Genomic DNA, 26,655 nt, shown 5'->3' on the forward strand with positions numbered 1-26,655 from the left:
GGGCCGGACAGGGACCACCGGAGTGACCCACGAGGGCCTGCGCCCGCGCGATACGCGCGAGCACAGGCCCTCGCGCCGTCTCCACCACCCCCGACCGCACACGCCAACCGGAAGAACCGGCCCGCGACCGCCGCCTCGCACCGGGACCGTTGATGGTGGCCCGGGTGGCCGGTCGGCTCCCCGAACCCTGACGTTCGGCCACCTCCCGACCGGTACGGGCGATGTGACTGCCCACCCGGTGGAGGTACGCGGTCGGAGCATCGGACCTGCGGCACCGTGAGCGCGAGGACCGCGACCCGCGGCACGGCTCCGCGCCGCGGCCGGGGTGGCGTTCGGGTGGTGTCGAACCGCCGCCCGGAGGAGATCCCGTCCTGTCTGCAACTGTCGGCGCCCCGCCTTGTGCATGGGTGGAGAGGGCATTCCGATGCCCGGTCCCTGTTCCCGAAGGTGCGGAGCTTTCATGTCACCGCTGTCCGTGGTCCGTCGCCTGGCCCTCGCCCTCCTGCTTCCCCTGCTCGCTCTCGCCGGAGTTGTCGGCAGCGCCACGGCGTCGTCCGCCGCGGGCGCGGCCACGGGAGTCCGGGCGGGCGTGGACTGGGACGCCCTCGCCCGGTGCGAGAGCGGAGGGCGCTGGAACGCCGCCACCGGGAACGGCTACTACGGCGGACTGCAGTTCGACGCGGGGACCTGGCGCTCCAACGGAGGCCTCGGCTACGCGCCCCGCGCCGACCAGGCCACCCGCGAGCAGCAGATCGCCGTGGCCGAGAACCTCGCCGCTCGCCGCGGCCTGGCCCCGTGGCCGGCCTGCGGAAGGCGTGCCGCCCACGGCGGCGACCACACCGTCGAGCACGCCGCCCGTGACCACCGCCCGACGCAGGCACGGCCCCACTCCGCCGCGCCCCTGCTCCGCGCCGACGACGCTTCCTCGGACGACGTGAACGGCGACGATTCGGACACCTGGACCGTGCGACCCGGCGACACCCTCAGCGGTATTGCCCAGACCCTCGGCGTCCCGGACGACTGGCCGGCCCTCCACGAGCTGAACCGCGAGGTCATCGGTGACGACCCCGACCTCCTCCTGCCCGGCCAGGTCCTCGCCCTGCGTTGATAAAGCGCGAAACGAACGTGAACGAACGCGAACGAGCGTGCACGCCCCTGCGGACTCCTCCGGCCCTCGGCCGATCATGCGATCCGGTGCTCGCGCCGTAGCCGTCAGCCGGCCGACAGGATCTCCACGCCGCGCGTCGCGAGTTGACCGAGGACCGGGTGGCCGGGATCGGCGTCGGTGATCAGTCCGCTGATGTCCTCCCAGGGCAGGACACGGAACCGGGAGGCGGTGCCGATCTTCTCGGACGAGGCGAGGACGTAGGTGTCCGCGGCCCGTGCGGCCAGGGCGCGTTTCATCGCGGCCTCGTCCGCGTCGCCGGTGGTCAGTCCGGCTTCGGGGTGCACGCCGGTGACGCCGAGCAGGCACAGGTCGGCCGAGACGTTCTGGGCGGCCTCGACGGCGGCGGCGCCGCAGGTGACCGCCGAGTGCTTGAAGAGGCGGCCGCCGAGCAGGAAGACCTCGGCCCGGGGGTGGTCGAGCAGCGCGGCCGCGATCGTCGGGCTGTGGGTGATCACGGTGCAGGCCAGGTCCGGCGGGAGGGCGTGGGCGACGGCGAGCGCGGTGGTGCCGCCGTCCAGGATCAGGGCGCCGCCCGGCCGGACGAGCGCGGCGGCGACCGCGGCGACCAGCCGTTTGCCGTCCGGCGTGACCGATTGCCGGGCCGCGTAGTCCGCGACGGCCGGGGAGACGGGCAGGGCCCCGCCGTAGACGCGCTGGCAGAGTCCCTCGGCGGCCAGGTCGCGCAGGTCGCGGCGCACGCTGTCCTCGGAGATGCCGAGGTCCGCGGCGACGTCCTTGGCCACGATCTTGCCCTCGCGGGCGAGCAGGCCCAGCAGGTGGTCACGTCTCTCGGCAGCCAGCATCCGTACTTTCTCCTGTTCTTGCACGTTTCTGCGTGTATCGTAGCGCGCCATGACCCAGAAGCCCATGCTCGTCCTCATCGCCGGGCCGTACCGCTCCGGAACCGACGGCGACCCACAGGCCATGGCCGCGAACCTCGCCCGCCTCGAAGCAGCGGCCTGGCCGGTCTTCGCCGCCGGCCACGTCCCGGTGATCGGGGAATGGATCGCTCTGCCCGTGCTGCGCTCCGCCGGTGCGGGGCCCACCGACCCCCTCGCCGACCAGGTCCTCTACCCGACCGCCGACCGCCTGCTCGCCCACTGCGACGCCGTGCTCCGGCTCCCCGGTGACTCCGCCGGCGCCGACCAGGACGTCGCCACCGCCCGCAGGCGCGGCCTGCCCGTCTACCACGACGTCGCCGACCTCCCGCGCCACGCCCCGCAGGGGACGGCATGACCCCCCGCCCCGGGACCGACATCCCGGACCACCGCGGCCGCACCGGCCTCGACCGCGCCGGACGCGACCTGACCCGCAACCCCGACGTCGTGGTGCGCGACGTGGAACTCACCTCGCAGGGCTGGCACGTCCTGCGCCGCACCACCTTCGACTACCGGCGCCACGACGGACGCTGGGTCACCCAGCAGCGCGAGACCTACGACCGCGGAAACGGCGCGGTCGTCCTGCCGTACGACGCCGAGCGCGGCCTGGTGCTGCTCACCCGCCAGTTCCGCTACCCGGCCTACGTCAACGACCACCCGGACGGCATGCTCGTCGAGGCCGCCGCCGGACTGCTCGACGGCGACGACCCGCTCGCCGCCGTCCGCCGCGAGAGCGCCGAGGAGCTCGGCGTCACGCTCGGCCCGCTCACCCACGTCCTCGACGCCTACATGAGCCCCGGCTCCGTCACCGAGCGCCTGCACTTCTACGCCGCCCCCTACACCCCGGCCGACCGCACCGGAACCGGTGGCGGACTCGAGGAGGACGGTGAGGACATCGAGGTGCTCGAACTGCCCTTCGCCGACGCCCTCGCCATGGTCCGCGACGGACGCATCACCGACGGCAAGACCATCCTGCTCCTGCAGTGGGCCGCCCTGGACGGGCCCTTCGCCGCGCCGGCCGCCCGGCCAGGGGCGATCGAGGGCTCGTGAGTCACGGGCCGCGCGGACGCACGGGGCCGTGCGCCCTGCCCGGCGACGTATTCTCGATCGGTTTCCGCCCGAACCGTTGACCGCGGGCGGCGTGCGGCGCTTGGCTCTCCTCCGGGCACGCCGACACGGGGAGCAGAGGCGGGCCGGACCAACCATCCGGGGAGGACGCATCACCATGCAATCGACGAACCGAACGACCCGCACGCGTCGACTGGCGCGCGCCGCCGGCGTTCTCGCGGTGGCCGCCGTCGTCACCGTCACCGCCGCACCGGCCCAGGCGGCTCCGTCGTGGGGCCGCGTTTCCCGGGTCGACCTCGGCGTGGACGGCGCCCTGGCGAACCGGCACTCCACGAGCCTGGGCATCAGCGGCAACGGCCGCTACGCGCTGTTCGGCTCTTCCGCGACGAACCTGGTGCCGGAGGCCGCGAGCCTCGGCTTCGGCCTGTACGTCCGCGACCTGCGGACCGGACGGACGGAACTCGTCAGCCGCACCGACGACGGCACCCCGCTGACCTCGATCACCGAGACGGCGGGGATCAGCGGCGACGGCCGCTACATCGTGTTCTCCGCCGAGGCGAACGGGGTGTTCAACGTCTACGTCCGCGACCGTGTGAAGGGGCGCACCCGCCCCGTCACCACGGGAACCGCGTCCGCCGAGGGCGAGGGCGACCACGGCTCCTACCAGCCGGTCATCAGCGCCGACGGGCGGCGCATCGCTTTCATGTCGGCCCGCGACGATGTCGTGCCGGGGCTCCCGTCACCCCGGACACGCGGAACGTCTACGTCACCGACCGCGTCACCGGCGCCACCCGCCTCGTCAGCCTCGGGGCCGACGGGCACGCCGCCGACGGCGCCTCGGAGCACCCGACGATCAGCGGGGACGGCAGGACGGTCGGCTTCGCCTCCCGGGCCACGAACCTCCTGCCGGCCACCGACGACGGCACCGCCGGCCTGCTCCGGCCGCGCTACACCACCCTCTACGCCACCGACCTGCACAGTGGCACCACCGTCCTCGCGGGCCTCGCCGCCGACGGGACGCCCGGCGCGGCGGACGCGACCCTCCGCCTCAGCCGCGACGGCCGCTACGCCGCCTACGCCCTCGGCGCGAGTCCGCTGCCGGGCGGCAAGTCCCGCACCGAGCTCTTCGTCCACGATCTGCGGACGGGCCAGGTCCTGAGCATCAGGACGTCCGCCAACCCGGACGCGATCTGCTGGGCGGACCCGTCGGCGGCCGTCACCGCCGACGACCGGTGGATCTACTTCTCCGGCGGCTGCTCCGACACGATCATCCGGGCCGGCGAGGCGCGCCACGACCTGTACCGGCAGGACCTCAGGACCGGGCGCACCGAGCTCCTCACCACGACTCCCGACGGCGCGCCGCAGGACGGTGCCGCGAGCGGGCCGTTCGTGACCGACGACGGCAGGACGGTGCTGTTCGGCGACAACAGCCCGAACCTGCTCCCGGGCGGCGTGGGCTCCGACTGGCACGTCTACGTCCGCTCGCTGACCCACGGGTGACGGACGGCCGGACGGCGGCTGATCAGCGGCCGACGAACGAGGCGCGGCACACGCGGCCGCCGCCCGGCCCGGCGGTGGAGGCGGCCTCCGGGTGTCGCCCGGGGCCGCGAGGCCTTCACTTGCGGTCGCGCAGGAACGCGGGGATCTCGTCGCGGGTCGGATAGTTCGGCAGAGGTGCCGGCTTGTCCTGGAGGAACGCGGTGATGACGGCGGCGGCTCGGTCGTTGTTGTCGTCCAGGCCGTTCCACATGTGGTGTCCGACCCCGGGCAGGTACTGCGTGCGCTGGACGGCGGGGTCATCGGCCAGGACGGCGGTCTCCCATTGACGGACCTGGGAGGAGCACTCGGCGATCATCAGCATCGCGGGGGTCCGGGACTGGCGCAGTCGCGGTGCGATGGAGGGCGAGTCCTTGACCGTCTGCTGGATCCGGAGGCTGGCGGCGGGGCTGAAGGAGAAGTTCTGTGCGGTGTCCTCCACGGGGATGCGGTGCGCGTCGCGCGCGCAATAGGCGGACGCGGTGTCGCTGCCGAGGTCGGCGGCGGTGAACGCGTTGTCGCCTTCGGCCTGTCCGATGAGCCCGGTGTCGGGGGTGAGGAGTCCGAGTCGCATGAGGCCGAACGCGGCTGCGTAGCGCGGCATGTGTGTCGACCGCGGTCCGGTCATGTCCGGCGCGAGGCCGCGCGCGGACGGTCGGCCCTCGGGCCCCTCGATGCGGGCGGCGGGGCCGTCGACCGGTCCGGGTTCGGCGATGATCGCCCGGTGCAGGCGTTCGGCGGCGCCCGGGTCGGCCAGGGCTCGCGTGAGCACGACCGCGCCTGCCGAGAATCCGAGGATGTCGACCTTGCCCTGGTCCAGGTGGTCGACGAAGGCGGACAGGTCGCGCACCGACCTGTCGATCGTGTACTGGCCCATGGGAAGCAGGTCGCTGCGCCCGGCACCGGCCGGTTCGTAGGCGTAGACGTCGTAGCCCTGTCCCGCCAGGAGCTGCAGGAACCGGTGATCGAGGAGCGAGATACCGCGAACCGGCCCGCCGTTGAGGTAGACGAGCGGTGTGGGGTGCCGGGTGCCGGCGTTCGCGGGCGGGTAGTGGTACACCGCGACCCGGCTGCCCGTGGCCAGGCTCCAGTGCTGGGTGGCCACGAAGGGCAGGGCGGGCGGATGCCGCCGGTCCGTGGGCACGGTCGGTATGAGGACCGGCGCCGTCAACGCCGCCGCGACGACCACCGGCAGGAGCGGCACGAGCCGCGCCGCCCGGGTGCGGCGCCGGCCCCGCCAGAGTGCGGCGGCGGCCCCGGTTCCCAGGGTCGTGAGCCATGCGCCGAGGCCCGATCCCGCTCCGTCCGTGAGGACGATCGTGGCGAGGAAGACGACGACCAGCGTCGCGACGGCGGCCAGGGCCCGCAACAGGCGTCCGGTGAAGCGGGCGAGGGGTGGGGCGAACGTGGGCACGGCAGACCTCCGTCGTTTCGGAACACTGTTTCAAAACGACGTTATCAAATGCGGTAGGCTTCTCGTCATGGGTAGGCCGAAAACGAACGACGCGACCGTCAAAGAGCGACTCGTGGAGTGCGCGACCGAACTGCTCGCCACCCGTCCCCAGGAGTCGGTCACGGTCCGCGCCGTGGCCACGGCCGCCGAGACGTCGACGACGGCGGTGTACTCCTTGTTCGGCGGCAAGGACGGGCTGATCGGTGCGGTGCGCGACAGAGCCGTCGCCGGCCTGTTCCACGACCTGTCGGCGGCGCCGACCTCCGCGGACCCGCTTGCCGACCTCTACGCGCTGGCCGTCGCCTACCGTCACTGGGGACGCGGGCACAGCCACCTGTACACGGTGCTGTTCGGCGGTGTGCAATCCTTCGACCCGTCGGGGGAGATCGGTGCCGGTGACCCGATCCGCCCGCTCCTCGCGGCGATCGATCGCGCGTTGGAGGCGTCCGTCCTCGTCGGCGAGGCAGCGTCGATCGCCCTGTCGATCTGGGCCACCCTGCACGGGCTGGTGACCCTCGAACTGGCCGGGGCCCTCGACGCCGGCACGGCCGAGGCCGCATTCGGATCGGCGGTTCACGCCACCTTGCGCGGATGGACGACCCGCGCCCGAGGCCGGCCGGGCGGCCCGCCTCAGGCCGCCAGGTCCCGGCGTTCCAGCAGCCGGAAGGCCGCCGCCAGCCCGAGCAGCCCCACCCCGAGCAGGACGCCGAAGGCCGCCCACGGCACTCCGCCGTGGCCGAGCACGTCGCCCGGCGCGTAGTAGTGGAACGGGCTGAGGTAGCGCAGCGGCCTGGCCGGGGACCAGGCCAGCGCGACGAAGTTGAGCGCGAAGCCGACCGCGCCGAACGCGACGGCCGCGCCGATCACGTGGGCCCGCCGCCGGCTGATCGCGGAGACCGCCAGCACCGGCCCGGTCAGGCAGAACGCGAGGGCGCAGCCGAGCAGTCCGGCGGTGAACACCGCGCTCAGCGGGACGGCGGCACGCAGGGGGGGCGGAGGCCGCCACCCCGAGCGCGAGGGTCAGCGTGGCGGCGGCGTTGAGCAGCACCGTGGCGGCGATCAGGGCGCCGGCCCGTTCGGCGAGCAGCCGGCAGCGGGAGACCGGGCGGGTCATCAGCAGCTCGATGGTCCCGGACTCGACGTCGGCCGCGACGGCGGCGGCGCCGAGCGAGCCGATCACGGTCAGCTGGAGGGCGATCCAGAACGGGTGGGTGAGTCCGGCGCCGAGCAGACCGGGGTAGCTGGCGATGGAGACGTCGCCGTTGGAGCCGCTGAAGGCCTTGAACGCGCCGGGCGGGGTGCGGCGTTCGCCGAACAGGTCGCCGGTCGGGACGGTCCCGGCGATCACCACGATCAGGGTCTCGAAGACGACCATGCCGAACAGCAGGGAGAGCAGCATCCGGCGGCGCCGGTGCAGGGCGAGCCAGACCAGCGGGAGGCGGCGGTTGACGGTGCCCGGGTTCACGGCCGCTCCTCCGGTTCCTGCGGGCTGCCGCCGTTCGCGTGCTCCTCGGCCCCGACGGACCGGTAGAGGTCGAGGAAGGCCTCGTCCAGGCCCGCCTCCTCCACCGTCAGGTCGGCCACCGGCTGTTCGGCGAGCAGGTCGCGCACCGCGGCGACCACCTCGTCCGGTGGCACCAGCAGCTCGACCCGGGGGCCGTCCCAGCGCGGGGACCAGCGCTCCGCGGTGCCGAGCGGCCTGGCGCCGCGCCCGTCGTCGAGGAGCAGCCGGACCCTGCGGGCCCGGGCCTGGCGCAGTTCGGCCACCGAGCGGACGGTGACCAGCCGGCCGTGGCGGACGATGGCGACCCGGCCGCAGGTCCGCTGCACCTCGGGCAGCACGTGGCTGGAGAGCAGGACGGTCCGCCCGGCGGCGGTCTCCTCGGCGAGCAGTTCGTAGAAGGTCTCCTGGACCAGCGGGTCGAGTCCCTCGCTCGGTTCGTCCAGCACCACCACCGGCGGCCGGTGCTGGAGCGACTGGACGAGCCCGAGCTTCTGCTTCATGCCGCGCGAGTACTGCCCCACCGGCCGGGCCAGGTCGGCGCGGGAGAGCTTGAGGCGATCGCACAGCTCCTGCTGGCGCGGTACCGGCGCGCCCTGGAGGGCGGCGAGCAGGTCGAGGGTCTGCTGTCCGGTGAGCTCGGGGTAGAGCCGCAGTTCGCCGGGCAGGTAGCCGATCGAGGGGGCGAGCCGGCCGTGGTCGGCCACCGGGTCCAGGCCGAGCACCCGCACCTGCCCGTCGCTGGGGCTGAGCAGGCCGACCAGGCAGCGCAGCGTGGTGGTCTTCCCGGCGCCGTTGGGGCCGAGCAGGCCGAACACCTCGCCGGCCTCGACCGACACGTCCAGCCGTTCGATGCCGACCGTGCCGCCGTAGCGTTTGGTGAGCGAGCGCAGTTCGATCACGGGGCCGTCGCCGGCGCCCCGGCGGTCGACGGCTGGCTCCGGGTTCCCCGGCATGACCACCTCCTGTGACGGACGCGCTCCCGTGACGGGCGCGCTCCGGTGACGGTGACGGTGACGGATGCGTCCGACATCAAAGCGCGCCCGGCCCGGCGAGTCGAGGGACGCGCCCGGACCGGTGCGGCGAACTCACCCCTCGCTCCCCCGGGCTCACCCCTTGCACACGCCCAACGGCACCAGCCGGGCGACCTGGCGGGCGAGCCCGGCGGCCTCCGTGACGGCGGCCACCGCGTCGACGTCCTTGTACGCCTCGGGCGTCTCCTCGGCCAGTGCCCGCCAGGAGGCCGGCCGCACCGCGATGCCCCGTGCCTCCAGCTCGCTCTTCAGCCGCTCGCCGCGCACGGTGCGCAGCGCCTGGTGGCGGCTCAGCACCCGCCCGGCGCCGTGGCAGGCGGAGCGGAAGGCCTCGTTGCCGGGCAGGCCGACCATGACGTACGAGGCGGTGCCCATGGTGCCGGGCACCAGCACGGGCTGCCCTGCCTCCATCAGGTCGGCGGGCAGGTCGGGGTCGCCGGGCGGCAGGGCCCGGGTGGCGCCCTTGCGGTGCACGCACAGCGTCCGGAGCTCGCCGTCCACCTCGTGGGTCTCCAGCTTGGCGAGGTTGTGCGAGACGTCGTAGACCAGTTCCAGTCCGACCCCGAGCACCGTGGCGAAGGCGCGGCGGGCCGACTCCGAGAGCAGCTGCCGGTTGGCCCGGCCGTAGTTGGCGGCGGCGGTCATGGCGCCCAGGTAGGCGCGGCCGCGCGGGGAGTCGACCGGGGTGCAGGCGAGCTGGCGGTCGGGGACCTCGATCCGGTAGCGGTGCAGTTCTCGGTCCATGGCGCGGACGTGGTCGGTGCAGATCTGGTGGCCGAGGCCGCGCGAGCCGCAGTGGATCATGACGCAGACCTGGCCGGGCCGCAGTCCGAAGGCGGCGGCGGTCCCCGGGTCGTGCACCCGGTCGACGGCCTGCACCTCCAGGAAGTGGTTGGCCGAGCCGAGGCTGCCGACCTGCTGCAGCCCGCGCTCGACCGCCCGGGTGCTCACCTCGCCGGGGGCCGCACCGGCCAGCACGCCGCGGTCCTCGCAGCGTTCCAGGTCGCGGGGCACGCCGTGGCCGTGCTCGACGGCGTAGCGGGCGCCGCCGAGCAGGAGTTCGTCCAGTTCCTCCGCCCCGGACAGCCGCCACAGGCCGCCCCGGCCCAGGCCGCGCGGGACGGTGCGGTCCAGCAGGTCCATCAGGCGGTCGAGCCGTTCGCGGTCGAGTTCGTCCCGGCCGATGCCGGCCGCCAGCAGCCGGACACCGCAGGAGATGTCGAAGCCCACCCCGCCGGGCGAGACCACCCCGCCCCGTTCGACGTCGGTGGCGGCGACCCCGCCGATCGGGAAGCCGTAGCCCCAGTGCACGTCGGGCATCGCGTAGGAGGCGCGGACGATCCCGGGCAGCGTCGCCACGTTCGCCACCTGCTCCAGGGCCTTGTCCCCGGCGGCCTGCGGCAGCAGCGCAGCGGTCGCGAACACCACGCCGGGCACCCGCATCGGCGGCCGCGGCTCGATCCGCCAGCGGTTCCGGCCCGCCTCGACCAGTACGATCTCCACCTCGCTCACCCCGCTCCCGCAGGTCCGGTCCGCTTCGCTCGGGGCCGGGCTCAGACGTCCACGGTGACCCGGCAGGTCCAGCCGTCCGGTCCGGCGCTCAGGTCCAGGTCGTGCAGTGCGACGGCCTTCGGTACGGCGCCGACCAGGGTGGCCGTGGCGGCGTCGGCCATCCGGAAGCGGACCGTCACCCGGCGGGCGCCGTCCAGGCCCTCGATCGGCCCGATCGCCACCGCCACCGGCAGTTCGCCGTCGGCGTCCATCCGGTAGACGACCTCCTCCAGGACGCCCGCGAGCAGGTCCGGGTCGCTCACCGCGAGGACGGTGCAGTTCCGCTCGCCGACGATCCGGGCGCCGCCGAGGTCGGCGAAGCCGGCGACGACGGCGCGCACCAGTTCGCCGATGCAGCCCTCGGCCGTCGGTGCCCAGGCCTCGACCTGCAGGTCGGCCGTGTGCGGCACGCTCCGGTGGCCGACGGCGGACCGGCCCGCGGGCTCCTGTCCGTCCACGGGCGACGCCTCCCGCGCTCGTTGCCGTTCCCCTCCAGCGTCGTCCCGCGGACCGCCCGGCGGCAAGTGCGGGTCGCCGCGCCCGAGTGCGGCCGCCTCCCGACCTCGGCTGCGACCCGACCTTGCCTGCGCTGCGACCTCGGTTACGACCCGACCGAGGCCAGGTAGGCGGCGGTGAGCTCGGGGGTGGCCAGCCAGGCGGCGTGGTCGCTCGGCTCGGCGTAGGTGTTGGCGAGCCGGCGGCCGACCTCCGGGTGCTCGGCGGCGGCCGCGAACACGGCCTGGAGGTGCTCCGGGACGGTCAGCATCGCGGCCGTGAACTCCACGCTGTGGCGGGACTGCTGCTGCCAGAACCGTTCCGCGCTGCGGCACATCCAGTCGGCCGTGTACGGGGCGTCGCCGTGCTCGACGACCGCCCGGCGGCAGGCCTCGGCCGCCCGGGCGGCGTTGTTGGCGCCCTGGCCGGTGATCGGGTCGGTCACCACCACCGCGTCGCCGAGGCCCAGCACGTGGACGGCCTCCACGCCCGAGCCGAGTTCGGCCACCGGACGCCGGACCACCGGGGTGACGGCACCGAACAGCCCGGCCCCGGCGTCGGTCGGCTCGGCCTGCGTCCAGAGCTCGGCCTCCCAGGGCAGGTACTCGCCCAACAGCTCGCGGATCCGGGCCAGTTGGACGTCCGGCGGCGGGGCGTCGCCGAACGCGTCGAGCGGGCCGCCGGGGATCGCCTCCCAGAGCAGGATGTCGCAGGGGCCGGAGAGGGTGAGCGCCGGTTGCAGGTACAGCTCGCCGAGGCCGGGCAGGGCGTTCATCCGGGCCCTCGGGCCGGCGGCCGGGTCCGGCGAGCCGACTCCGTGCGCGTACAGGCAGGACAGGGCCCGCTGCGGCCGGTCGAAGGGCGAGCGGACGGCGTCGCGCTCGAAGATCCCGGACAGGGCGCCGCGCCCGGCGGCGACCACGGTCAGCTCGTGCCGTCGGGCCAGCTCGTGCAGTCCGGCGCGGTCCAGCGTGCGGTACTCGATCTCGCCGCCGCGCTCGGCCAGCAGCTCCAGCCAGCCGGCCAGCTTGAGCCGCTGGTCCACCGACTGGGCGGGCTCGTCCAGCGTCATGGTGTACTCCAGCGCGCGCACGCCCGGGGGCGCCGCCAGCACCGCCTCCACCGAGGAGACGGACGGCGCCCGATCCGCCCAGAGGTCCAGCCCGGCGGCCGCCTCGATCCGCAGCGCGGGGCCGAACATCGCCTGGGTGGACAGCACCCGGCCGGCGCGCAGCTGCTCCGGGGTGCGCTCGGCGACCAGCGTCACCCGGTACCCGTCCGCCACCAGCCCGAGCGCGAGCTGGAGGCCGGCCTGGCCCGCTCCGACAACGGCGATCCGGCGCACGGCTGCCTCCCGATGATCTGCTGATGGGCCGTCAACCAGGCACAGTAGTCGAGCGGGAGCGCTCCGGTCACCGGTTCGGGCACGTCGGTTCGAGGGCCGGCCCGGTGTCCGGTTCGCGGCGCCCGTTCGCGGCGCCGCCGGGCCGCAGCAGGGCGCCGCAGGACCTTCGCGGGGCCGCCGCGGGTGGGCCGCCGCTCCGGGTGCCCACCCGGACCGGCTCAGCCGCGCAGGTGCGCGGTGATCACCTCCACCACGTCCGCGGTCCGGTCGGCCAGGTAGAAGTGCCCGCCCCGGAAGACCCGCAGGTCGAAGGCGCCGGTGGTGTGCCGCTCCCACTGGCCGACCTGGTCGACGGTGGCGTGCACGTCGGACTCCCCCGCCAGGGCGGTGATCGGCAGCGACACGGTCGCGTCCGGGGCGCTGCGGTAGGTCTCGACGGCCGTGTAGTCGGCCCGCAGGCTCGGCAGGATCAGCTCGCGCAGGGCGGAGAGGGCGAGGACCCGCTCGTCCGTGCCGCCGAGCGCGGAGATCTCGGCGAGCAGTTCGTCGTCCGGCAGCTGGTGGATCCTGGTCGTGCGGGGCAGCGAGGGCGCGCGGCCGGCCGAGACGAACAGCCGGTCGGGCCCCTTCACGCCGTCGCGCTCGAAGCACCGGACCGTCTCGAAGGCGACGGCCGCGCCCATGCTGTGCCCGAAGAAGGTCAGCGGCCGGTCCGCCCACTCCCGCAGTTCCCGGGCGAGCTCCTCGGCGAGTCCGGTCACCGAGCCGATCGTCGGCTCGCCGATGCGGTTCTGCCGGCCGGGGTACTGGACGGCGAGCACATCGGCGTGCGGCGCCAGCGCGTTGGCGTACTCCAGGTAGTAGCTGGCCGAGCCGCCGGCGTGCGGGAAGATCACGATCCGGGCGGGCGCGGAGTCGGACGGGTTGAACCTGCGGAACCACGGATTCTCGACGACGGCGCTGCTGGACATGCGGGGTGTGACCTCTCTCCGTGACGGACTCTGCCGGCCCCAGTCTGGCAGTGCCGGGGGCGGCCGCGGGCCGATCCGGCGATCATGGTCCCCGGGTAGGCCGATTCTCGCCCGTCACGGGCCCGCTCGCGGCCGGTGGCCGGGCGGCCCTGCCTGCGGCACCCGGCCGGCCGGGCCCGCCCGCGGCCGACGGTCAGCCCGCTCCGAAGCGCACCGTCTCGGCGCGGGCGCGGGAGACGGCGTCCAGCAGCAGCACGGACGAGGCCTCCGGCGTCGGCATCGGGCCGTCGGAGCGCACGTGCCGGGTGAAGGCGGCCAACAGCCCCTCCAGGCCGCGGCGGTGGCGGGCGAAGACCCTGGCGGAGGCACGCCGGCCGCGGGCCCGCTGACCGTCCAGCGCGGTGGCGGCGCCGACGTCCAGCAGCACCAGGTGCAGTTCGCGGCCCTGCCGGCCCGCCTCCCGGGCGAGCCAGCGCCGCATCCAGGCCCGGCTGCCGCAGTCGTGCACCAGCAGCGGACCCCCGCCGCGCACCGAGGAGCGCAGCAGCCGGAAGTGCTCCAGCCGGGCCCACGGCCGGTACACCGCGTACGGCAGGGCGGCGGGCATCACCGCCTCGCAGGCCTCGTGCACCGTCCGCGGGTCCACCGCCCGGACCGCCGCCCCGGACCAGCGGCGCAGCAGCGTGCTCTTCCCGGCCCCGGGCAGCCCGGACACCACCACGACGGCGTCGGCCGGGTAGGCGGTGACGAAGCCCGCCCCGGCCTCGCCCCGCAGATCGACCACTCCGTACGGCGCCACGACCGCGTCCACCCTGCCGCCCACCAGCCCGAGCCCCCGTTCACGTCCGACCGGGAACCCTAACAACAACCCCGCCCCCGGCCGCGCGCCGGTGCCTGGTCGCGGCTGCTGGGCTGACACCGGGGCCACGGCCCGCCCCCGCCCGCGCGCCGGTGCCCGTGGGGCCCCGGTCGACCGCAGTGCATCCGTGGGGCCGGACATCCACTAGGCTGACACGCCGTCAGACAGGAGGGCGGGCCATGGCGGAGGCGGCTCCGACGTACACCGCGCTGGTGCTGGACGGGCTGGCGCGCGATCCCGGCCGGGTGGCGATCCGGTCCGCGGACGGGGCGTGGAGCGCGCAGCAGTGCCTGGACCTGGTCCACCGCGCCGCCCGGGCACTGGAGCGGGCCGGGCTCGGGCGCGGGGACGGGGTGACGGTGCTGGCCGGGAACCGGCCGGAGGCGCTGCTGGTGCGGCTGGCCGCGAACCTGCTGGGCTGCCGGGTCGCGATGCCGTTCCCGGACGGGCCGGTCGCGGAGCAGGTGGCGCTGGCGGAGTTCGCCGGGACCTCCGCGCTGGTCTTCGACCCGGTCCGGTGCGCGGCGGCGGCCGAAGGGATCGCCCGGGCCGTGCCCTCGGCCGCTCTGCTCTCCCTGGGCCCGGCACCGCTCGGGCTCGGCACGGACCTGCTGGAGCTCGCCGCGGCCCGCTCCCCCGCCCCGTTCGAACCCCGTTACCGGCCCGAGGACGTGATGGCGGTGCGGTTCACCGGCGGCACCACCGGGCGTCCGAAGGGGGTGCTGCGCCGCTTCACCCGTCCGCCGCGCCCACGGCTGCTGTCCGGGTCGGTCTTCCTGTTGTGCACCCCGCTCTGCCACGGCGGCGGCACCACGGCGGATCTGGCGCTGGCCGCGGGCGGCACGGTGGTGATGCAGGACGGTTTCGACGCCGGGGCCGTGCTGGCGGCGGTCGAGCGGCACCGGGTGTCCCGGATGTACCTGCCGCCGCACCTGTTGTACCGGCTGCTGGACCACCCGCTGCTGCCCAGCACCGACACCGGCAGCCTGCGCCGGGTCGGCTACACCGGCTGCGCGGCCTCGCCGCGGCGCCTCGCCGAGGCGACCCGGCGACTGGGCCGGGTGCTGCACCAGACCTACAGCCTGACGGAGTGCGGGCCGGTCGCCCGGCTGGGACCGGACGAGCACCTGGCACCGCGGCTGCTGACCACCGCCGGCCGGCCGTACCCGGACACCGGGCTGCGCATCCTGGACGAGGACGGCGCCGAGCTGCCGCCGGACCGGACCGGGGAGATCTGTGTCCGCACGCCGACCGCCATGGCGGGCTACTGGCGCGACCCGGAGCTGACCGAGCGGGTGTTCAGGGACGGCTGGCTGCACACCGGCGACCTGGGCAGCCTGGACGCGGCCGGCTATCTGACGGTGGCCGGGCGGCGGAGCCCGATGGCGATCATCGAGGGGCACAATGTGTTCCCCCGCGAGATCGAGGAGCCGCTGCGCACCCACCCGGAGGTCCGGGAGGCGGTGATGTTCACGACCACCGACCCGGACCGTCTGGAGCGGGTGCACGCCGCCGTCGCCCTCGCCCCCGGCTCGCGGCTGACGGCCGAGCAGCTGCACCGGTGGTGCCGGGCGCGCGGCCTCGACCGATGCGCCCCCGACACACTCCTGCTGCTGCCCGCGATCCCGCTGAACGGGCTCGGGAAGCCGGACCTCGTCGCCCTGCGGGCCCAGATAAGCGGCGGGACCGGACGGGCGGCCGCCACCGTGGGGGCGCGCAACGGGGTGTGACACGCCCTGAAAGTGCTTCGAGCGCCCACGTGGGCGACCTCTTGTGCACCATCCGGCGGGAAGAACCGTCCGTGGGCACTCGACCGTGCGGCCCGGCCTGCCGATACATCCCCGGCGGCGTCGTGCAGGTCAGTGCGGGCCGCACCGTCCCCCAGGAGGCACTACCTTGACCTGGCTACGCGTCCTGACCGCGCTGGGCATCCTCGCCGTGGCGGCCAGTGCCCTGATCGTCTTCGCCCTCTGCACCGCCACCTCACGCGGCGATCGCGCCGCGCGGGAGGCACCGCCCGACCTCCGTACCGAGGCCGAGGGCAGCGGCCTCTTCCAGCGGATGGGCGGCGACGGCTGACCGTCCCGGGAGGCGGCGACCGCCTCCCGGGACCGGCGCGCTCCGGGCGGATGTGTTCCGGGCGGGCGCGCTCCGATCAGTGCGCGCCCCCGGTCGGCAACGCGCTCCCGGGTCAGTGCCCGGCGATGTCGTCCGGCCGGACCTCGATGTGGTCGGCCGCGAGGTCGACCGCCACCCGGTGCTCCATGCCGAGCGACTCCAGGAACTTGACCGGCAGCTGCACCCGGCCGCTGCGGTCCAGCATCACGTACTCGCGCTCGTTCACCGACTCCTCGCCGTGCTCGTCCGTCACGGTGCGGCGCAGCACCTCGCTGGCGGTCCGCCCGTCCCGGATCGCGACCGTGCGGCGGACCTCGCCCGCGACCATCGGGTCGTGGGTGACGATCACGACGGTGGCGCCCAGTTCGCGGTTGACGGTGCGGAAGGACTCGAAGATGATCCCGGCCGTCTCCGAGTCCAGCTCGCCGGTGGGCTCGTCGGCGAGCAGCACCGGCGGGTTGTTGGCCATCGCCACCGCGATCGCCACCCGCTGCTGCTGGCCGCCGGAGAGCTCGTTGGGCTTGCGGTGGGCGAGCTCGCCGATCTCCAGTGCCTCCATCAGCTCGGCCACCCGGACCGCCTGCTGCTTCGCCCCGCCGGCGCCGGAACGGCGGCCGCGCAGCTGCATCGGCAGCGCGATGTTCTCGGCGGCGGTGAGGAAGGGCAGCAGGTTGCGGGCGGTCTGCTGCCAGATGAAGCCGACCACCTCGCGCCGGTAGCGCAGCCGCTCCTTGACCGACATCTCCAGCAGGTCGCAGCCGGCCACGGTGGCGGTGCCGGCGGTCGGCACGTCCAGCCCGGCGAGGATGGTGAGCAGGGTGGACTTGCCACTGCCCGAGGCGCCGACCAGGGCGACCAGGTCGCCCTGGCGGATGGTCAGTTCCAGGCCCTGGAGCGCCTGGACCTCGACCCCCTCCGCGCTGAAGATCCGGACCAGCCGGTCGCAGACGATGGCCGATCCCTCGCCGTACGCCTTGGGCGAGGCGGCGGCGAGGGCCCGCTGCTGGAGCTCCTGGAGGCTGGGGGCCTCGACGACCGTCCGCTCCTGGGGAGTGCTCATCACCGCTCGTCTCCTGTCTCGACTGTCTGCTTCATCGCACCGCTCTCCACTGTCCCGGCGACCCGCGCCGCTGTCACGGCCCGTTCACCGCTCCCGGCCGCCGGTCGCGGCCTTCCCGCCGCGCCGCCGGCCGCCGCTGTCTCCGGCCGCACGGCCGCGCTCGCGGCCGCCGCCGTTCCCGGCCTCATTGCCGCTCCCCCGCGCGCAGTTCGGTGGCGATCTGGCGCCGGCCGGCGACCAGCGTCTCCACCACCACACCGAGGCAGACCACCAGGGTCAGACCGACGGTGGGCAGCAGCACCGGCATCACCGCCGGGGCCAGGGTGTCGGCGACCGTGGCTCCGACCAGGGCCGAGAGGTCGAAGGCGCCCCCGAGCAGGGCGACCGCGGCCAGGGCGACCAGGCCGCCGCCGACGGCCGCCGCCAGGGTCTGCGGCAGCGACTCGGCGACGATCAGTGCCAGGCCCTGCCTGGGCCGCAGGCCCATGGTGCGCAGCCGGGCGAGCACCGCCGTGCGGTCCGGCGCGGCCCGCAGCAGCGTCAGCAGCACGGCCAGCAGGGCGAACCCGGCGGCGGCGAGGCCCGAGTACCAGAACAGCCGTCCGGCCGCGTGCTGCACCGGGTCGGCGGCCAGCTCGGCGATCTTGTCGCGGCTGCTGTGCACCGCGTAGCCGGGGGGCAGGCCACCGGAGGTCTTTCCCGCCGCCTTGGCCTCTTCGTCGACCAGTTTGGCGTGCTTCCCCAGATTCGCGCCGCCGCCGATGCCGCTCTCGATCAGCAGGGCGCGGACCCGGACCGGGTCGACGTCGCCGACAGCGAACCACTTGTTCACCTTGGTCGCCCGCTTGAGCTCCGGCAGGTGCTCCGTGGCGGGGCCGGCCGGCACCACGACGAACGGCTTGCCGGGGTCCGGCAGGGCGGGCGTGGCGGTGACGATCCCGGCGACGGTGGTGGCCATCTGGCTGCCGCCGGGCGTGCGCACCTGCGGCGCGCCCGTGGCCAGTCGCTCGGCCAGGTCCCGGCTGAACAGCGCGGGCACCGGGCTGTCCTTGCCGCCCGGAGCGGCGGCCAGCCCGGCCGGGTCGTACTGGCCGACCCCGGCCGTGCGGGAGATCTCCGCGTAGGCGTCGGGCTCGACCACCACCAGGATGGCGTCGGTGGTGCCCCGGTCGCCGCCGATGAAGGTGGCCCGCTCCTCGATCCAGGCGCCGGTGGCGGCCCGGACGCCGGGCAGTTCGCCGGCCGCCCTGGTGAAGGCCTCCGGCAGGGTCGCGTAGACCGGGACGCTGACGGACACGTCGCCACCGGTGGTGATGCGCGCGGCACGGGTGCGGGACTGGTCCACCGCGGTGAGCACGGTGGCGCCGAAACCGGTGGCCGTGACGGCGATCAGCAGGGCCAGCAGCGGCAGTGCGGAGGGCCGGCGGCGCCCCGAGTTGTCGCGGGCCGCCCGGACCAGACCGAGGAACCCGACCAGTCCGCGGCCGCGACCGGCCAGTGCCGCCAGCCAGCCGACCACGACCGGCTCGATCCGGGCCAGCAGCAGCCCGCCGGAGACGGCGAGCAGCAGCGGGGCGGCCACCAGCAGCGGGTCCACCGAACTGCCCGGGTGGCCGACGCCGCGACGGCGGACCTCGGCCACGGCGGCGGCGGTGACGGCCAGCACGGCGAGCTCGCCGATCACCCGGCGCCAGCCGCCGGCCGCCCGCGGACGCGCCCAGAGCAGCGCGGCCCGGGCCGGGAAGGCCAGGATCGCGAACAGGGTCACGGCGAGTGCGAGCACCACCGAGTTGCCCCAGCGCGAAGTGGGCAGCAGCACCAGCGCGAGGGCCGTGCCGAGCACGGCGGGGGGCAGCACCGTCACCGCGCCCTCGGCGAGCAGCCGCAGCAGCACTCCGCCGCGCGAGCCGCCACGGGCCTGGAGCAAGCGGATCTCGGCGGTGCGCCGGTCCGTGCTGAGCGCCGCGGCCAGGCAGAGCACCACGACCGCGACGCCGGCGACCCCGGCGGGCCCGATGGCGCCCAGCGGGCCGGCGGCCTGGTAGCGGTCGGCGGCCCGGGCGAGGACGTCCGGCATCAGCGAGGTGGCGTGCAGGTCGGCCCGGAGGGTCGAGTCGATCAGCGCGGTCATGCCGGGGCCGGCCATGTACGAGGCGAGTGTCGCGCGGGTCCGGTCGAGCTGGTCGGCGTGCAGTGCGTCGGGGTCGACGGGCAGCCGCCAGAAGTTCTGTCCGCTCGAACCCCAGCGGGCCAGCGCGGTCAGGCTGCCGCCGTCGACGAAGCCGCTGGTCCAGTACCAGGCGTCATCGCCCTTGAGGCCCAGGCAGGCCCTGGCCGGACAGCCGAGCCCCTCCCAGAACGGGTCCTGGGGATCGTTGACCCGGTAGAGGCCGACCACGGTGCTGCGCAGCGCGACGGGTCCGTCGGTGCCGCTCTCGATGACGTCGCCGACCTTGATGTTGACGGCCTCGGCGGCCTGCTGGCTCAGCACGATCGGCAGCGGGCCGTCGGCCGGGGCCGGGCCCGGCCAGGTGCCCGCGGTCAGGGTCGCCCGGTCGGCGAGTCCGTGCAGGTAGTACAGGCCGAGCGCCGGGGTGGCTCTTTCGGAGAGCCGGGTGTACCCCGGGTTGAACATCTGACGCCCGGTCTTGACCCGGGTGCCGTAGGCCTGGGCCGACGAGCCCAGCGGGAGGTCCCGTCCGATCCGCTCGCCCAGCTTCCGCTGGATGGCGTCGAGGTCCGCCCCGGAGTCCGCGCGGCCCGTTTCGGCGGTGAACTCCAGGTTGGTGACGCCGGTGCCCAGGCTTCGGGTGAACTCCTGGAGCGCGGTGTCCGCGCTCCGGTCCGCGACCCGCGGGAAGGCCGCCGCCAGGAACACGGTGACGAAGGCGAGGGCCGCCGTGAGCAGCGCGGCCAGCGGCATCGCGCGCAGCCGGGTGCGGACCCAGGGCGCGGGCCGGTGGGCGCGCCCGGGCCCGGACACGGGCCCCGGCGCGGGGGTGGGCACGGTGGTGCCGGCCTTGGTGGTCACATCTCCTCCACGTGGCGCAGCCGGGAAGCCACGTCTCGACGCCGGCGCCCGAGCAGGAAGGCCGACAGCAGCGGAACGGCGGCGATCGCGGCCGCGAACAGCAGCGCCTGACCGTACGGCAGCTCGACCAGGGCCTCGGGCACCGGGCGGCGGGCGGCCGGGGTCAGCACCACGAAGGGCACGATCAGCCGGACGAGCAGGGCGCCCAGGGCGAGGCCGACGATCCCGCCGAGGCCGACCAGCACCGCGTTCTCGGCGGCGACGGTGCGGGTGACCTGCTTGCGCGGGGCGCCCAGGGCGAGCAGCAGCGCGGAGTCCCGGGAGCGCTCGTGGGCGGAGCCGGCCACCGCGGCGGCGAAGCCGATCGCGGCGAGCACGGCGGTGACGATCGCGATGGCCATCAGCGCGCTCTGCGGGGCGGCGCCGACCGGGTCGCCGAGGAGCCCGTCGGAGACCTCGTCGTAGAGCGCGAGGTCCTGGCTTCCGGGAGCGGCGCGCAGGGCGGCGGCGGCCTCGGCCGGGGCGCGGTCGCCCGGCCCGGTGGCGGGCAGCCACCACTCGGTGCGGGTCGGCAGGTTGCGGTCCTGGGCGGACAGCATCCGGGCGGCCGAGTCGAGGTCCATCACCAGCGCCCGCCGGCCGGCCACCGGCATGGCCTCGACCGCGCCGGTCACCTTCACCGGGACGACGACCCCGCTGAGCGGCACCTGGAGGGTGTCGCCGACCGAGGCTCCGACGGCCTTCAGGTAGTCGCGGGTGGCGACACCGTTGACGGCGGCGGGCTGGGCCGACCCGGTCGGGAGCAGCACGGCGCGCACGGAGTCGCCGATGCCGCGGGCGGAGTGGTAGCGGACCGTGAACAGGTTGTCGGCGGCGGCCGCTTCGGAGGCGAGCGCGGCCACCGGCGAGTTGTCCGCGGGGTTGCGGGAGGCCGGGGGCTTGATGTTCCACCCGGTGCCGGCCGGCAACGCGACGGCGGTGGAGGGTCCGTCGGCGGTCTCCGCGACGGCCAGGTTCCGCACCGCGACCTCGCCGTCGCTGCGGTCGCTGAAGGCGACGGTCGCGCCGACCACGGTCAGCGGGGCGGCGACCGAGCCCACCGGGGCGTCGACCAGCGCGTCGAGCCGGATCGAGGAGCGGACATCGCCCTTCAGCGGGAGATCGCCGAACGGGACCTTGTGGACCAGACCGAAGCGGTCGCGCAGCAGCAGCCGGACCTCGGGGTGGACCGCACTGCTGATCCACTTGGTCGCGTCCTGCTGGCTCACCGCGATGTCGGCGTCGATCCGCAGCGGGGAGCCGGGCAGCGGGATGCCGACGGGGGCCGGGGCCGCGAGCGTGCCGAAGACCTCCTTGCCGGTGTGGCCGTCGAGCAGGTCGGAGCGGACCGGGACGCGGTCGGCGAAGGCGGCGGCGTCCACGGCCATCAGCTGGCCGGCACCGCCCTGCAGCGGCTGCTCGTCGCGCACCACCGCGACCAGTCGGTCGCCGCCGGGAAGGCTGCCGTAGCGGCCGCCCTGGCCCATCGGCGCGTTGTGCGAACCGGAGATGCGCAGGCCCCCGCCTGTGGCGAAGGCGGCCTGGTCGCGCTGGGAGGAGGTCCAGGTGGCGTGCTGACCGAGCGCCAGGACACCGGTGGCCACGGCCATGACGAGCAGCAGGACGGGTCCGGTGGCGCGGCCGGGCCGGCGGGCCAGCTGCCAGCCGACCATGGCGGGCCCGAGGCCGCGGCCGCGGGCCGCCGCGCGGGCGCCGAGCCGGGCGACGAGCGGGAGCAGCCGCAGCACCACCAGGGTCCCGGCGCACAGTGCGAGGGTCGGGGTGGCGACCAGCAGCAGGTCCACGTCGAGCCGGCCGGTGGAGTCGGGGGACAGCCCGCCGCCGTACTGGTCGAGCTGCTGGTAGGCGAGCACGGCCAGGGCGAGCACGGCGAGGTCGCCGCCGTTGCGGGCGACGCCGGAGACCACGGCCTGACGGCGTCCGGCCCGGCGGCGCAGCGCGGCACCGACGCCGCGCACCACGCTGGGCACGGTGGCCAGCAGGATGCAGGCGAACGCGCAGATCACGGCCACCGGCCAGAGCGACCAGCTGATGCCGGTGTCCAGGGCGACCTGGCGGGAACTGCCGAGGCCGGCCAGCGCGCGGACCAGGAACGGGGTCAGCAGTGGTGCGAAGACCGCTGCGGGCAGGGCCAGCAGCAGCGACTCCAGGGCGGTGAAGGAGCCGAGCCTGAAGGCCGAGGCGCCGCGCGCGGCGAGGATCTCGTTCTCGGACTCCTGCCGCGCGGCGATCAGGTGGACGACCAGCAGCAGGGCCGCCGCGGCGAGCACCGCCAGCTGGAGGGCGCCGATCAGCAGGGTGGACCGGGCGACCACCATGCTGTCGGACAGCTCGCGCATGATGTCCGGCAGGTCGGTCGTCGCGCCGAGCGAGGCGGTGCCGCGCAGTTCCTCGGAGAGGTGCTGGGCGCGGTTGCCGACGGCCTGCGCGGCGGCCCGGTCGGCGCCGGAGAAGTCGGCGTCCAGCGACCAGCCGACGCCGCCCTGGACCAGGCCGGCCGTGGCGAAGGCGCTCCGGTCGACCATCATCGGGCCGAAGGTGGTGAAGCCGCCGACCTCGATCTCGTGGCCGCCGACCGGGTCGATCCGCCAGTACGGGGCGGTCGGGTCGGTGGCCCGGTAGACGCCGGTGATCCGGACGGTCAGCGGCTTGCCGTCGTTCCGGTCGACGAGCCGGACCTCGGCGGGCAGGGCCTGCTCGGTCAGACCGAGCCGGCGCAGCAGGCTCTGCGGGACGGCGGCCTCCGGGGCGGCGGACTGCACCGGCACGGTGGCGGCACCCGGCCAGGCGCCGGCCACCAGTTGGACCCGGCCGCGGTCGAGGTCGGCGAGGACCGTGAGGTCGAGCGGGGCGCCGGGGGCGCTGCCCGCGCCGCTGCCCGTCGCGGGCGTGGTGGTCGCGGGCGTGCCGGTTGCGGGCGTTCCGGTCGCGGGCGTGCCGGTCACGGGTGTGCCGTCAGCAGCGGCGCCGGAGACCGGCAGGCTGTAGGAACGGCTGCGCGTCAGGCTGTCGGTGTGGACGGGCAGGTCTCCGAAGAGCTTCTGCCGGTAGGCGGCGAGCGCCGCCTCGTCCTTGGACCGCTGGTCGAGCCCGTGCTCACCGGTCACCGCCACCGTGGTCCGGGCGTGACCGGACCCTTGGAGCGCCTGCCGCAGGCCGGCCTCACCGACGCTGCTGTTGAAGGCCACCAAGGCGGTCAGCACAGACGTGGTGATCAGCACCGCAAACAGGACAGCGGCAGCCAGCGGCACTCGCCCGCGCAGTCGGCGCACGACGAAGCCGAGCATCAAGTTCCTCCCCCGGATTACGTCCCCGGTTGCATCCCCGGGCCCCGCTCATCGATCCGGCCCGAGTACAAATCGGCCACAGACGGACACATCGCGAGCACACCGGCGCATTGATCACCGGCAATCGGTCGCCGGATAGCGGACGATGCTGTCAGATTCGATCCAGGAACGGAAGGGACTTGCGCGAATCAAGTAACCAGTGAGCAAATTCCTTTCATTGATAGCATCCCGGCCGGGGATGCCCCCACTTGAATGCCATGCACACTTCACAACTCCGGCTTCGGCGCGCCCTTTTGGCCCGGGACGCCCTCTTCTCGGATTCCCGCCCGGGAAGGTGAACCACCGGAACAGACATATCCGTAGACCCGGACGGGACCCGGCTACAACCGGGCCGCCACGCCCACAGGGGGGACGTCGCATGACGCAGCATCAGGCCGCCACCGCCGACACCGCCGACACCGCCACCACCCAGCCGATGGTGGCCGTGACCGATCTCCGCCGCAGCTTCGGCACCGGCGAGCGGACCGTGCACGCCCTGCGCGGCGTGTCGTTCACCGTCGGCCGCGGAGAACTGGCCGCACTCAAGGGCCGGTCCGGCTCCGGCAAGACCACCCTGCTCAACCTGGTCGGCGGCCTGGACACGCCGACCGGCGGCAGCATCGCGCTGGACGGCATCGACCTCGCCGGGCTGGACGAGGACGGTCGACTCGCCCTGCGGCGGGAGCGGATCGGCTTCGTCTTCCAGTCCTTCGGGCTGATCCCGATGCTCACCGCCGCCGAGAACGTCGGCGTGCCCATGCGACTGCGCAAGGCCCCGGCCGCCGAACGCGAGGAGCGCGCCCACACCCTGCTCGCCCTGGTCGGGCTCGCCGACCACGCCAACCAGCGCCCCGGCGAGCTGTCCGGCGGCCAGCAGCAGCGCGTCGCCATCGCCCGTGCGCTGGCCAACGAGCCCAGCCTGATCATCGCCGACGAGCCGACCGGTCAGCTGGACTCCGAGACCGGCCGCTCGATCATGGAGCTGCTGCGCGCGGTGGTGCGCAGCGAGGGCGTCACGGTGCTGGTCGCCACCCACGACCCGACGCTGATGGGGCTCGCCGACCGGGTGATCGAGGTCCGGGACGGACGGATCGTCGAGGAGGAGACGGAGCGGGCCGCGTAACGGAGCGGGCCCGGGTCGTGTCACGGGCGTGGGGTTGCGGGGGCGCCTCCCCACGCCTTCGGGGCACCGGCTTTCGGGCTCAGCGCTCAAGGCTCAGGACTCTGGGCTCTGGGCCCACTGCTCAGGGCTCACTGCTCAGGACTCGGCCGGGATGATGGACTGGGCATGGTGGAACACCTCCTTCCCGTCCCAGTGGGCCTTGGCGCGCTGCAGCCGTGGATAGTTGCCCTTGTAATAGAGGCGCGGGTAGGCAGGGTCGGGTTGGTCGGCGGTACCCAGGTCGTTGTCCGGGTAGTTGACGTAGGCGCCGTCCGTCGCGGTGTCGACCTCCGGGACCCCGCCCGTCCCCCGGTAGACGTCGCGGTACAGCCCGCTCAGGTAGGCCAGGTGCTTCTCGTCCTCGGCCGGGTCCGTCCAGTACGTCTGGTACTGCAGCTTCATGATCGAGTCGCGCTGCGGGACGGCCGTCTCCTCGGGACTGCGGGCGTTGATCCGGCAACCGTAGGAGTCGATCTGGACCAGCGTGTTCGAGAGGTCCGCCCCTTCGATGTCGCGCACCAACCAGTCCCGGAAGGCGGCGATCTGCTCCGGTGCGAACGGCTCGCGGTGGTAGGCCGACTTGTACTTGCCGCGCTGGTTGTCGCCCGAGGGGTTGAGCGTCATGGTCGCCTGGAACCAGGGCATCTGGCGCCGCTTGTCCGGGTAGGGCAGGAACAGCCCGCCGGCCGCCCGGGTCTGCACCGTCGATCGCGTCGTCATCCCTCGTTCGACCGCCGCCACGAACGCGTCGAGCGGGCCCGGGTCCTCGCCGTCCCACTGGCTGAACAGGACGACGTTCCCGTTGGAGTGGTGGGTGAGCTTGAGGATCGCGAACAGCCCCTGGTACACCGGCTCCCGCGGGCCGCTGTGCTCGGCCATGAAGGCGCCGAAGTTGGCCACCAGGGTCTCGAAGTCCTCGGGCCGGGCGAGCAGTTCGGCCCAGGGCCAGGCCACGCTGCTCAACCAGACCCGGGGCGGCGGCCGGGGTACGTCCGAGGCGAAGTGGTACCGCAGCACCACCCCGAAGTTCCCGCCCCCGCCGCCGGTGTGGGCCCAGAAGAGGTCCTGCTCGGGCGAGCCCTGCGCGTCCTCGCGGTGCGCCTGCGTCACCACCGCGCGACCGCCCCGGACGGTGACCACGTCGACCTGGACGAGGTGGTCCACGGTGAGCCCGTGTCGTCGGGAGAGCAGGCCGTACCCGCCGCCGCAGACGTGCCCGCCCGCGCCGACCGAGTAGCAGGACCCGGCGGGCAGGGCGACGGCGTACTCGCGGAACAGCGTGGTGCAGACGTCCCAGTTGGTCGCGCCGCCCTCGACCCCGTACGTGGGCCGGCCGAACTTGTCGGTCGAGGCGGCGACGCCGCGCATCGTGCCGAGGTCGAGGATGACGCCCCCGTCGTTGTCGACGAAACCCTCGTAGCAGTGCCCGCCGCCGCGGACCGTCGGCCGTAGCCCGGCGTCCAGCGCGCGGTTCAGCTCGGCGACCGCGTCCGCCTCGTTGCCCACCAGCCGGATGTACGCGGGGGTGCTGCTCCACCGCTGGTTGAAGCCCTGGGCGAGGGTCCGGTACCGGGGATCGCCCGGCAGCACCGACCGCCCCTGCGGCAGCTCCCGGTGCGCGTCCCCGGCCGCCGCCGCGCCTGCCGCCGCGCCAGTGGAAGCGACGGTGATCCCGGCGGCCGCCGCGCCGGCACCGCCCAGGAAACCCCGTCGGGAGAATTCGTCCTGCATGGCCCGCCCTCACTTTCCCGAGTTCGAGAGAAGTCGGCGGCCCGCACGCTAACACGGATACCCGGGCGCGGGAATTGGTTATTGAATAGTGTGACAGTACGTCATTTTCCGTGGCCCTTACCGGCCGTGACCTTCGCCGTCGCACCGGAAGCCGATTGTCAGTGGCATGGGCTACGGTCGCCGAAGACTCGCAGGAATCCGCTCCACCGGAGGTTCGATGACGATCCACTGCCGCATTCCCCGGGCCTTCCGGGCGCTCCGGGAAATCGCCCGTAAAGCACGGTCGTGGTGGCCGGCAGCCCCGCCGA

Annotated in this window: 19 protein-coding genes and 2 pseudogenes; 7 read left to right on the forward strand and 14 right to left on the reverse strand. The window is 74.6% G+C overall.

Annotation, left to right across the window (positions count from 1 at the left end; all coding sequences use genetic code 11):
* The first annotated feature begins 460 nt into the window (after nt 1–460).
* Nucleotides 461–1,108: a transglycosylase family protein gene (locus ACFVHV_RS16105; protein ID WP_359903814.1), complete on the forward strand. Its 648-nt coding sequence runs from the start codon at nt 461–463 to the stop codon at nt 1,106–1,108.
* A 104-nt stretch (nt 1,109–1,212) separates the two neighbouring features.
* On the opposite strand, the gene ACFVHV_RS16110 is transcribed toward ACFVHV_RS16105, so the two are convergent.
* Complete coding sequence (locus tag ACFVHV_RS16110) at nt 1,213–1,971, reverse strand: DeoR/GlpR family DNA-binding transcription regulator (RefSeq protein WP_380351678.1); 759 nt, start codon at nt 1,969–1,971, stop codon at nt 1,213–1,215.
* Nucleotides 1,972–2,020: 49 nt separating this feature from the next.
* Between ACFVHV_RS16110 and ACFVHV_RS16115 the strand changes: the two genes are divergently transcribed.
* Together ACFVHV_RS16115 and ACFVHV_RS16120 are read left to right on the forward strand one after the other, a co-directional pair.
* Entirely contained in the window at nt 2,021–2,404 is a 384-nt protein-coding gene (locus ACFVHV_RS16115) for a DUF4406 domain-containing protein (RefSeq protein ID WP_380351679.1), read from the forward strand.
* Nucleotides 2,401–3,096 (forward strand): NUDIX domain-containing protein, encoded by a 696-nt coding sequence (locus tag ACFVHV_RS16120; protein ID WP_380351681.1) that lies wholly within the window; start codon nt 2,401–2,403, stop codon nt 3,094–3,096. Before ACFVHV_RS16115 ends, ACFVHV_RS16120 begins: the two co-directional genes overlap by 4 nt.
* A 1,633-nt stretch (nt 3,097–4,729) precedes the next feature.
* Here ACFVHV_RS16120 and ACFVHV_RS16125 read toward each other — a convergent pair.
* Nucleotides 4,730–6,064: an alpha/beta fold hydrolase gene (locus ACFVHV_RS16125; protein ID WP_380351682.1), complete on the reverse strand. Its 1,335-nt coding sequence runs from the start codon at nt 6,062–6,064 to the stop codon at nt 4,730–4,732.
* Between the two features lie 67 nt (nt 6,065–6,131).
* Between ACFVHV_RS16125 and ACFVHV_RS16130 the strand changes: the two are divergent.
* Nucleotides 6,132–6,704 (forward strand): annotated as a pseudogene (locus ACFVHV_RS16130) (TetR-like C-terminal domain-containing protein); the annotation flags it as partial.
* Between the two features lie 29 nt (nt 6,705–6,733).
* Here ACFVHV_RS16130 and ACFVHV_RS16135 read toward each other — a convergent pair.
* The 8 genes and pseudogenes from ACFVHV_RS16135 to ACFVHV_RS16170 form a co-directional block, all read right to left on the reverse strand.
* Nucleotides 6,734–7,063, reverse strand: coding sequence for a hypothetical protein (locus tag ACFVHV_RS16135; RefSeq protein WP_380351684.1), 330 nt, complete (start codon nt 7,061–7,063; stop codon nt 6,734–6,736).
* Between the two features lie 94 nt (nt 7,064–7,157).
* Nucleotides 7,158–7,502 (reverse strand): annotated as a pseudogene (locus ACFVHV_RS16140) (hypothetical protein); the annotation flags it as partial.
* A 62-nt stretch (nt 7,503–7,564) separates the two neighbouring features.
* Nucleotides 7,565–8,560 carry an ABC transporter ATP-binding protein gene (locus ACFVHV_RS16145; RefSeq protein WP_380351686.1) on the reverse strand — a complete coding sequence of 332 codons (996 nt, stop codon included), beginning with the start codon at nt 8,558–8,560 and terminating at the stop codon, nt 7,565–7,567.
* A 153-nt stretch (nt 8,561–8,713) separates the two neighbouring features.
* Nucleotides 8,714–10,141: an RtcB family protein gene (locus ACFVHV_RS16150; RefSeq protein ID WP_380351688.1), complete on the reverse strand. Its 1,428-nt coding sequence runs from the start codon at nt 10,139–10,141 to the stop codon at nt 8,714–8,716.
* Nucleotides 10,142–10,191: 50 nt separating this feature from the next.
* Complete coding sequence (locus tag ACFVHV_RS16155; protein WP_359903791.1) at nt 10,192–10,647, reverse strand: archease; 456 nt, start codon at nt 10,645–10,647, stop codon at nt 10,192–10,194.
* A 143-nt stretch (nt 10,648–10,790) separates the two neighbouring features.
* Nucleotides 10,791–12,029: a styrene monooxygenase/indole monooxygenase family protein gene (locus ACFVHV_RS16160; RefSeq protein ID WP_359903788.1), complete on the reverse strand. Its 1,239-nt coding sequence runs from the start codon at nt 12,027–12,029 to the stop codon at nt 10,791–10,793.
* Nucleotides 12,030–12,247: 218 nt separating this feature from the next.
* A complete protein-coding gene (locus tag ACFVHV_RS16165; protein WP_359903785.1) occupies nt 12,248–13,000 on the reverse strand; it encodes an alpha/beta fold hydrolase in 753 nt (250 codons plus the stop codon).
* 193 nt (nt 13,001–13,193) lie between these two features.
* Entirely contained in the window at nt 13,194–13,799 is a 606-nt protein-coding gene (locus ACFVHV_RS16170) for an AAA family ATPase (RefSeq protein ID WP_380351690.1), read from the reverse strand.
* Nucleotides 13,800–14,038: 239 nt separating this feature from the next.
* Here ACFVHV_RS16170 and ACFVHV_RS16175 point away from each other — a divergent pair, with 239 nt between their 5' ends.
* A complete protein-coding gene (locus tag ACFVHV_RS16175; RefSeq protein WP_380351692.1) occupies nt 14,039–15,589 on the forward strand; it encodes an AMP-binding protein in 1,551 nt (516 codons plus the stop codon).
* Nucleotides 15,590–15,755: 166 nt separating this feature from the next.
* A complete protein-coding gene (locus tag ACFVHV_RS16180; RefSeq protein ID WP_359903776.1) occupies nt 15,756–15,938 on the forward strand; it encodes a hypothetical protein in 183 nt (60 codons plus the stop codon).
* 112 nt (nt 15,939–16,050) lie between these two features.
* Here ACFVHV_RS16180 and ACFVHV_RS16185 read toward each other — a convergent pair whose 3' ends face one another.
* From ACFVHV_RS16185 to ACFVHV_RS16195, 3 genes are all read right to left on the reverse strand, one after another.
* Entirely contained in the window at nt 16,051–17,037 is a 987-nt protein-coding gene (locus ACFVHV_RS16185; RefSeq protein WP_359903773.1) for an ABC transporter ATP-binding protein, read from the reverse strand.
* 184 nt (nt 17,038–17,221) lie between these two features.
* Entirely contained in the window at nt 17,222–20,068 is a 2,847-nt protein-coding gene (locus ACFVHV_RS16190; RefSeq protein WP_380351694.1) for a hypothetical protein, read from the reverse strand.
* Nucleotides 20,065–23,415 carry an FtsX-like permease family protein gene (locus tag ACFVHV_RS16195; RefSeq protein ID WP_380351696.1) on the reverse strand — a complete coding sequence of 1,117 codons (3,351 nt, stop codon included), beginning with the start codon at nt 23,413–23,415 and terminating at the stop codon, nt 20,065–20,067. Before ACFVHV_RS16195 ends, ACFVHV_RS16190 begins: the two co-directional genes overlap by 4 nt.
* Before the next feature lie 418 nt (nt 23,416–23,833).
* Between ACFVHV_RS16195 and ACFVHV_RS16200 the strand changes: the two genes are divergently transcribed.
* A complete protein-coding gene (locus tag ACFVHV_RS16200; protein WP_359903764.1) occupies nt 23,834–24,577 on the forward strand; it encodes an ABC transporter ATP-binding protein in 744 nt (247 codons plus the stop codon).
* A gap of 135 nt (nt 24,578–24,712) precedes the next feature.
* Here ACFVHV_RS16200 and ACFVHV_RS16205 read toward each other — a convergent pair whose 3' ends face one another.
* Complete coding sequence (locus tag ACFVHV_RS16205) at nt 24,713–26,347, reverse strand: FAD-binding protein (protein WP_359903762.1); 1,635 nt, start codon at nt 26,345–26,347, stop codon at nt 24,713–24,715.
* Nucleotides 26,348–26,655: the final 308 nt, after the last annotated feature.

This window comes from Kitasatospora sp. NPDC127116 (genome assembly GCF_042677365.1).
Classification (GTDB): Bacteria; Actinomycetota; Actinomycetes; order Streptomycetales; family Streptomycetaceae; genus Kitasatospora; species Kitasatospora lactacystinica.